Below are 6,993 nucleotides of genomic sequence, written 5' to 3'. Positions count from 1 at the left end.
CTTGTTTTATCTTGTTAAAGAGCATTGCATCCTTACTTTTGGATGCCGCCGTTAGCGCTGGGCCGTCGGCTTAGGGATGCGTATTCTACACTTCCCGATGTTGGCGTCAAGTGATTTTTAAGAAGTTTTTCAACTTTATCACTTTAACCATCTGAGCTTGGTAATCGTTGCTAAGTAGCGCCGTTTGCCGTGTCAGTGGGAGCGCATTATAGGGAGCCAAATCTTTTGTGCAAGGGCTTTTTAAAAGAAAAGTGCTTCTTTTGCATTGTTTGCGCGCTTTTTCGCCTGACTAGCTACTTTTTCCCCATTATACTGGGTAACCCCCACTCATTTGGCCGTTTTAAGGACTTAGCCATGACAAAATCTATCCGTGCCTATAAGGGCCTTAGCCCACAATTTGATGCCAGTGTGTATATCGATGAAGCCTGTGTACTCGTCGGCGACATTGCTTTAGACACAGATGCCAGCATCTGGCCCATGGTCGCGGCGCGAGGCGATGTGAATCACATCCGCATTGGTAAACGTTCAAACGTACAAGATGGCACCGTATTACATGTCACCCGTAAATCGGCCAGCCGCCCCGAAGGACACCCACTCCTCATAGGCGATGATGTCACCATAGGTCATAAGGCGATGTTGCATGGCTGCCGAGTCGGCAACCGTATCCTTATCGGCATGGGCGCCATCATATTAGACGGCGCAATAATAGAAGACGATGTGATCTTAGGTGCAGGCTCTTTGGTTCCACCCGGCAAGACACTGGAGAGTGGTCACCTGTATGTAGGCAGCCCGGCCAAGAAGGTGAGAGCGCTGACAGAGGCAGAAATAAACTTCCTGCCAGAGTCGGCGGACAACTATGTCCGCCTGAAGAACGAATATATTGAAGAGGCGTTGCAGGATCTGCCGACCTAGACAGTTATTGACAGCTTCTCTATCGAGAAATGCGACTTAAACTCAACCTGCATGGCGTCGATGATTCGGCGCCCCTATGCAGCATCAACGTAAGCGCTAGGGGCAAACTTTAGAATGAGCTAGTCGACGCGCTCAACCTGTATATGGCCTTGAACGTCAAACGCCTCTTGCTCGATCAACTTTTCCGCCTGCTCCTCGATATCGAAACGAAACTGTTCAAACAAGGACAATGCCTGTTCACTGTTATTAATCTTCTCGGCCGCCAGATGCTCAAGCACCTTCTGGCTTATGTAGCAGTCGATCAACATCCCCTGCTGCTGCGCGGTAAAGTGAATCGCATTTTGCTGACCATCCCAGGTCAGTTGCTCGGTAAATATGATGCTTTGATTCATGGCTTGCTACTCCTATTGCCAACTAACGACATAGCTACTCTCATGCCTGCACGGCAAGCTCATTACGCAACTGTGCCAGCACTGGTTCGACGGCAGGTTCGACGCCACGCCAGATGGCGAAGCTCTTAGCCGCTTGGCCCACCAGCATGCCGAGGCCATCAATCACCTCACCCGCCCCCTGACTCGAGGCCCAGCGGTTAAAGGCGGTGAGATCCTTGCCATACATCATATCGTAGCAGACGGTATGGGCAGCGATAATCTCATGGGGCAGATTCGGCAACTCTCCACTTAAGCTGGCAGACGTTGAATTGATGACGATATCGAAACTATGATTCAGCTCGTCTAAGGTGCAAGCCTTAACCTGACCATACGCCTTAAATGTCTCGGCCAGTAGTTCGGCCTTGCTATGGGTGCGATTATGAATCGTCAGAGAGGCGATACCAGCATTCAATAACGGCAGTATGGCGCCTCGCGCGGCGCCGCCGGCACCGATAAGTAAGACGTTTTTACCGCTTAAGGCTCCTATGTGACGCTCGAGATCCGCCACCAGCCCCAAGCCGTCGGTATTATCTCCCTTGATACGACCATCATCCAAGCGGCTAAGGGTATTCACCGCTCCCGCGAGTCTCGCCTCCTCACTCAGGCAATCACACAAGGCATAGGCCTGCTCCTTGAATGGCAGGGTCACATTCGCCCCCTTCCCCCCTTCATTGAAAAAGCTTTGCAGAGACTCGGCAAAACCATCGAGGGGCGCCAAAATCGCTTCATAGCGCAGCGACTCCCCTGTCGACTGGGCAAAAGCCTGATGAATAGCGGGAGATTTACTATGCCCTATGGGATGGCCAAATACGGCATATCTGTCTTGCACCAGCGGTTGTGTCATGGGGTAACTGTCTCTGTTAATCCGATTGCGCCCAGTCTACTGAGCTTTTTAGGCGAAGCAAAGGGCGACGCCATGCAATCTCTTCAGGGAAACTAGCATTGATTGCAACTGGAGAATCCGCTAGTGTGCCGCTTGATATCTAAATCGAGTCCAACAGAGCCCACGAGAGAGTCAGATGAAGTGGTTAAAGAAGATGATGGCCAAGCCTTCGGCCGAGCGCGATCCTCAGCAATCAAACGCCTACGATAGAATTGGCGGTGAAGAGGTGATCAGGGCGCTCGCCAAACAGTTTTACCACCAGATGCAGACCAACCCAGACACACAGGCCTTATTGGCCATGCATAGATCCCCCATTGCCGAGTCGGAACAGAAGCTGTTCGAGTTCCTCAGCGGCTGGCTAGGTGGCCCACAGCTGTTTCATCAACGTCATGGACACCCGGCCCTACGCGCCAGGCACATGCCCTTTAGCATAGACGAGAACATGCGCGATCAGTGGCTACTCTGCATGCAGCGAGCATTAGCGATAGAGATCAAGGAGCCGCAACATAGGGAAGCCATCTACCAGGCGATCTCGACTCTAGCCGATCATATGCGTAACCAATAGCATAGGCGCCAATATGTGCAAAACCAAAATGTGTAAAACAAGAAAGGACTCAATAGAGTCCTTTTTTGCTTCTGGTTGACCTTCTACGCTGGCAGCCAATCTCTCGGCTTGAGGAAGTCGCTATAGAGTTTCGCCTCCGCACTGCCCGGCTCAGGAGTGTAGGCATATTGCCAACGCACCAGTGGCGGCATAGACATCAGGATAGACTCGGTACGGCCACCGGTTTGTAGGCCAAACAGCGTGCCTCTGTCATATACCAAGTTAAATTCCACATAGCGGCCACGACGATAGAGCTGGAAATCACGCTCACGTTCCCCATATTCGGTGTCTTTGCGCTTCTCGACAATCGGCGCATAGGCCTTCAAGAAGCCCTCGCCCACCGCCTGCATGAAGGCGAAGCTGTTTTCGAACCCAGGCTCATTGAGATCGTCGAAGAAGAGACCACCGACGCCACGGGTCTCATTACGATGGGGCAGGAAGAAATACTCGTCGCACCATTTCTTATATTTAGGATAAACATCCTCGCCGAAGGGCTCGCACAATGCCTTGGCACTCTGATGCCAGGTCACCACATCTTCCTCAAACGGGTAGTAAGGGGTCAGATCGAACCCGCCACCGAACCACCAGACAGGATCCGCTCCCTCTTTCTCGGCGATAAAGAAGCGCACATTGGCGTGGGTCGTCGGCACATAGGGATTATTAGGATGGATCACCAGGGAGACGCCCATGGCCTCGAAGCTACGCCCGGCCAGCTCGGGGCGGTGCGCCGTGGCAGATGCCGGCATGGCCGCGCCGGTCACATGGGAAAAGTTCACCCCAGCCTGCTCAAACACCTTACCCTTAGTCAATACGCGGCTCGTGCCGCCACCGCCCTCTTCCCGCTTCCAGGAGTCGGCCACAAACTTGGCCTCGCCATCGAGTTGTTCTAGGCCTTCACAGATCCTCTGTTGCAGGTCGAGTAAGAATGCTTTGACTTGAGTGGCATCGGGCTTCATAAAAATTCCTTGCTATGGTTATCGTAAAATCTTTCCGCTGATCACATCTATGATGGTCGACGGTTTAGGCTCGGCGCCTAGGCTACCGGCCACCAGGCCATCTATCTTGCCATCAAACTGACGTATGACTTCCTCTGGAGTCAAGGCGGGCTCTTCTCCGGTCAGGTTGGCACTGGTCGAGACGATGGGCTTACCCAGCGCCTGACATAGCGCCTGCACGCCAGGATGATTGGAGACACGCACGGCGAGGGAGTCAAACTGACCGCTCAACAGGCTGGATAGCCCAGGATGTTTCGGCATGATAAAGGTGAAGGGGCCGGGCCATTTATCGAAGGCCGACTGCATCTGCGCCTCGGTGAGGACAGAGCAATCGATATAGGGCGTTAATTGACTGAAATCACTGGCAACCAGGATCAAGCCTTTCTGCCAGGGACGCTGCTTTAGGTCGAGCAGCTTCTGAATCGCCTCATCATTGTCGGGATCGCAGCCCAGTCCATAAACGGCTTCGGTGGGATAGGCTATGACGCCACCTTGCAGTACCGTTTCAACCAGGGCGCCAGGATCTTGCTGTAACATGTGGCCTTACCTTTCTTGTTCAACGGGTCGACTTGACCTTATGCGTCGAGATTATACAGACAAAGCTAATGCGAACAATGGTAGAGAACGCTTAGGCTAGCGGGCGCTTATATTTACAGGCCTTTTGAGGACACTCCAGCCGCATGCCTGCGGCGCCTTTGCGTTCGACCAAGATGCCGAAGCCGCAATCGGGACAGGTCTCCTGCACGGGAGGATAATTGACCAAAAACTTACACTTAGGATAGGCACTACAGGCATAGAAGCTTTTACCGAAACGGCTGGTTCTATGCTCCATCACGCCCTTATGGCAACTGGGACAGGTCACGGCCTCGGTCGGATCCTCCTGATCGTGCTTCTCGATATGCTTACACTCAGGATATCGGGTACAGCCGATAAAGATACCGAAACGGCCCGACTTCACCGCCAGCTCGGCGCCACACTCGGGGCATTCTGAGCCTTGGATCACCTGAGTCTCTATCGATTCGTGATGCACCAGGGGCCGAGTATAGTCGCAACTAGGGTAGTTGTTGCAGCCGATGAACCCACCATGTTTACTGTTTTTTACCGACAGCTCGCAGCCACACTTGGGACAGAGTTCATACTCTTTCTCTAGTGCATGCTCGTGTGAACTAAACAGTTGATCATCTATCTTAGACATGGTTTTCTCGACAGCCGGTGACTCTAGCCATTTTATCAAGCTCTACAGCGCCTTGGGAATCGAATGTGCATTTAATTATAGCTAGTCTTCTTCATGACAATGAAATATATTGTATGCAAAAATAGATGGAGACTCTATGTTACACCAATCCCTCCGCGCACTCTTATTACTCGGCCCCAGTCTGTTACTGGGGTGCAGCACCACGGCGCCGACACAGCTAGACCCTGCCTTTATCGGCCGGCTTAACACCATGCCAGCGCAGCAAAGCTTCAGCCATGACAACCCTTTACTCGATAAGGCCAGCTTCAATCAGGCGGTACAAGCCATCATTCAGAGCCAGGACGAGCAAACGCTAGATGCCCAGCTCTACTACCTGAGGGCCTTTAGCTATTTCGGCCCTATGGACGCGCTGACCAGTGTTGAATACGCCGCGCTAACGGATGCGCTAAACAAGCTTGGTCAAAGCAAGCTAGTCAGTCAGAGTGCCAGATTACAGGAACACTTCGCTGTCACCCTGTATCGCTACTATGCCAATACTGAAGAAGAAAGTGATGAGCACGCCGAGCAAGTTGGCAGATTACTGCCCCTACTAAACCAGCAACTGAGCCGCATCGCTAACCAATCCCCCAGCCTGGCGACAGACTACGCCCTGTGGGAGACCCTGAGAGCCTATGGCATGCTGCTGAACGCTGCGCGCAAACAGCCCGAGGGTACCCTCAACCAACAATTGATTGCCGCCAGATTAGATAAGCCACTGCTCGACTTTGCCGCCTCTCCCCTTAGCCTGCACGGTCAGCGGGACTGGCCAAGAGCCAATGCCTACTGGGCGCTTGGGCTCTACCGCCTGGCACTGCCCAGCGGCGATGAGGGCAAGATCACGCCAGCCGAACAGGCACTGGACGACGCCATGGCCGAGATGGCCGAGCGAGATGTTGCGCGGCGAGGGGATGCGGCTAAGACCACCTACACCTTGGGCTATCATGTAAATGCCTTCGCCGGCCAGGAGGCCTGCAAGGCACGCGGCACTATCTGTCAGATCCCAGAGCAATCGCAGATCTTACCCATACGCCATAAATGCTCAGACAGCCTGTATATCCTGGCGCAGGATCTGACTCCGGATGAGCTCAGCATCAGCTGTACTAAGCTCACCTCCCAGGAGGCACACTTTCATCAGTTGCTAAAGACAAAGCATCGGCCTACCGCCAACGATAACAATGACGCGCTGCAGGTGGTGGCCTTCAAAAATTGGAGCCAATACAACGCCTACGGCCAGTTGCTGTTCGACATAGGCACGGATAATGGCGGCATATATATCGAAGGAACGCCATCTAACCCAGATAATCAGGCCAGCTTCTTCGCCTATCGTCAGTTTTGGATAGCCCCGGAATTTGCCATCTGGAACCTGAATCATGAATACGTTCACTATCTCGATGGTCGTTTCGTTAAATACGGCGGCTTCGGCCATTTCCCGAGCAAGCTGGTGTGGTGGTCGGAAGGCCTGGCGGAGTACGTCTCCAAGGGCAATGACAATCCATCGACCCTGAAGGTAATCAAGGAAAAATTAGATGAGGCACCGGATCTCAAGACCATCTTCGCCACCGAATATAAGGATGGTCTCGACCGCACCTATAAATGGAGTTACATGGCAATCCGCTTCTTGGCCGAGCAGCACCCAGAGGAGTTGGTGCATCTCAGCCATTACCTGAAGACAGATTATTTTGAGGGCTATGAGAAGTTGCTCGATGAACTCTCAGAGCAGCAGGAAGCATTCTCAGTATGGCTAACCCAGCAGGTTGCCGATTTTAAAGAGAAAGAAACAAATAAGACGCCCAAGATAAACAAGCTAAATCGTTACGCCTATCGCGATTATTTGATGCCTGCCCATCTTAAGTTAGATAGCGCCCATCAACATTTTTAATCAAGCATTAAAAAAGGAGGCTCAGGCCTCCTTTCTTTGAAATCCGAATCGAGTC

At 52.6% G+C, this 6,993-nt stretch carries 8 protein-coding genes; 3 read left to right on the top strand and 5 right to left on the bottom strand.

Annotated features, from left to right (window positions below; translation table 11 throughout):
* The first annotated feature begins 354 nt into the window (after positions 1 to 354).
* Entirely contained in the window at positions 355 to 912 is a 558-nt protein-coding gene (locus L2731_RS18760; RefSeq protein ID WP_239854050.1) for a gamma carbonic anhydrase family protein, read from the top strand.
* Between the two features lie 119 nt (positions 913 to 1,031).
* Here L2731_RS18760 and L2731_RS18755 read toward each other — a convergent pair whose 3' ends face one another.
* A complete protein-coding gene (locus tag L2731_RS18755) occupies positions 1,032 to 1,304 on the bottom strand; it encodes a DUF1488 family protein (protein WP_249254822.1) in 273 nt (90 codons plus the stop codon).
* Positions 1,305 to 1,344: 40 nt separating this feature from the next.
* Positions 1,345 to 2,187, bottom strand: a complete 843-nt coding sequence (gene aroE / locus L2731_RS18750) for a shikimate dehydrogenase (protein WP_275659230.1) — start codon at positions 2,185 to 2,187, stop codon at positions 1,345 to 1,347.
* Between the two features lie 175 nt (positions 2,188 to 2,362).
* Between aroE and L2731_RS18745 the strand changes: the two genes are divergently transcribed.
* Complete coding sequence (locus L2731_RS18745; RefSeq protein ID WP_239854052.1) at positions 2,363 to 2,791, top strand: group II truncated hemoglobin; 429 nt, start codon at positions 2,363 to 2,365, stop codon at positions 2,789 to 2,791.
* 83 nt (positions 2,792 to 2,874) lie between these two features.
* On the opposite strand, the gene hemF is transcribed toward L2731_RS18745, so the two are convergent.
* The 3 genes from hemF to L2731_RS18730 form a co-directional block, all read right to left on the bottom strand.
* Entirely contained in the window at positions 2,875 to 3,786 is a 912-nt protein-coding gene (hemF, locus tag L2731_RS18740; RefSeq protein WP_239854053.1) for an oxygen-dependent coproporphyrinogen oxidase, read from the bottom strand.
* A gap of 18 nt (positions 3,787 to 3,804) precedes the next feature.
* Entirely contained in the window at positions 3,805 to 4,362 is a 558-nt protein-coding gene (gene tsaC, locus L2731_RS18735) for an L-threonylcarbamoyladenylate synthase type 1 TsaC (RefSeq protein WP_239854055.1), read from the bottom strand.
* A gap of 91 nt (positions 4,363 to 4,453) precedes the next feature.
* A complete protein-coding gene (locus tag L2731_RS18730; protein WP_239854057.1) occupies positions 4,454 to 5,020 on the bottom strand; it encodes a DNA topoisomerase family protein in 567 nt (188 codons plus the stop codon).
* A gap of 136 nt (positions 5,021 to 5,156) precedes the next feature.
* Between L2731_RS18730 and L2731_RS18725 the strand changes: the two genes are divergently transcribed.
* Positions 5,157 to 6,938 carry a collagenase gene (locus L2731_RS18725; RefSeq protein WP_239854058.1) on the top strand — a complete coding sequence of 594 codons (1,782 nt, stop codon included), beginning with the start codon at positions 5,157 to 5,159 and terminating at the stop codon, positions 6,936 to 6,938.
* Positions 6,939 to 6,993: the final 55 nt, after the last annotated feature.

The sequence above is a fragment of the Shewanella aquimarina genome, from assembly GCF_023349185.1.
In the GTDB taxonomy this organism is placed as follows: Bacteria; Pseudomonadota; Gammaproteobacteria; order Enterobacterales; family Shewanellaceae; genus Shewanella; species Shewanella aquimarina.
The sequence above is the reverse complement of the archived record's forward strand: the minus strand, read 5'-3'. Positions and strand labels throughout refer to the sequence as shown.

Coding starts and splice junctions, on each gene's coding strand:
- L2731_RS18760 (WP_239854050.1), top strand. CDS start 355: ATGACAAAATCTATCCGTGCCTATAAGGGCCTTAGCCCACAATTTGAT.
- L2731_RS18755 (WP_249254822.1), bottom strand. CDS start 1,304: ATGAATCAAAGCATCATATTTACCGAGCAACTGACCTGGGATGGTCAG.
- aroE (WP_275659230.1), bottom strand. CDS start 2,187: ATGACACAACCGCTGGTGCAAGACAGATATGCCGTATTTGGCCATCCC.
- L2731_RS18745 (WP_239854052.1), top strand. CDS start 2,363: ATGAAGTGGTTAAAGAAGATGATGGCCAAGCCTTCGGCCGAGCGCGAT.
- hemF (WP_239854053.1), bottom strand. CDS start 3,786: ATGAAGCCCGATGCCACTCAAGTCAAAGCATTCTTACTCGACCTGCAA.
- tsaC (WP_239854055.1), bottom strand. CDS start 4,362: ATGTTACAGCAAGATCCTGGCGCCCTGGTTGAAACGGTACTGCAAGGT.
- L2731_RS18730 (WP_239854057.1), bottom strand. CDS start 5,020: ATGTCTAAGATAGATGATCAACTGTTTAGTTCACACGAGCATGCACTA.
- L2731_RS18725 (WP_239854058.1), top strand. CDS start 5,157: ATGTTACACCAATCCCTCCGCGCACTCTTATTACTCGGCCCCAGTCTG.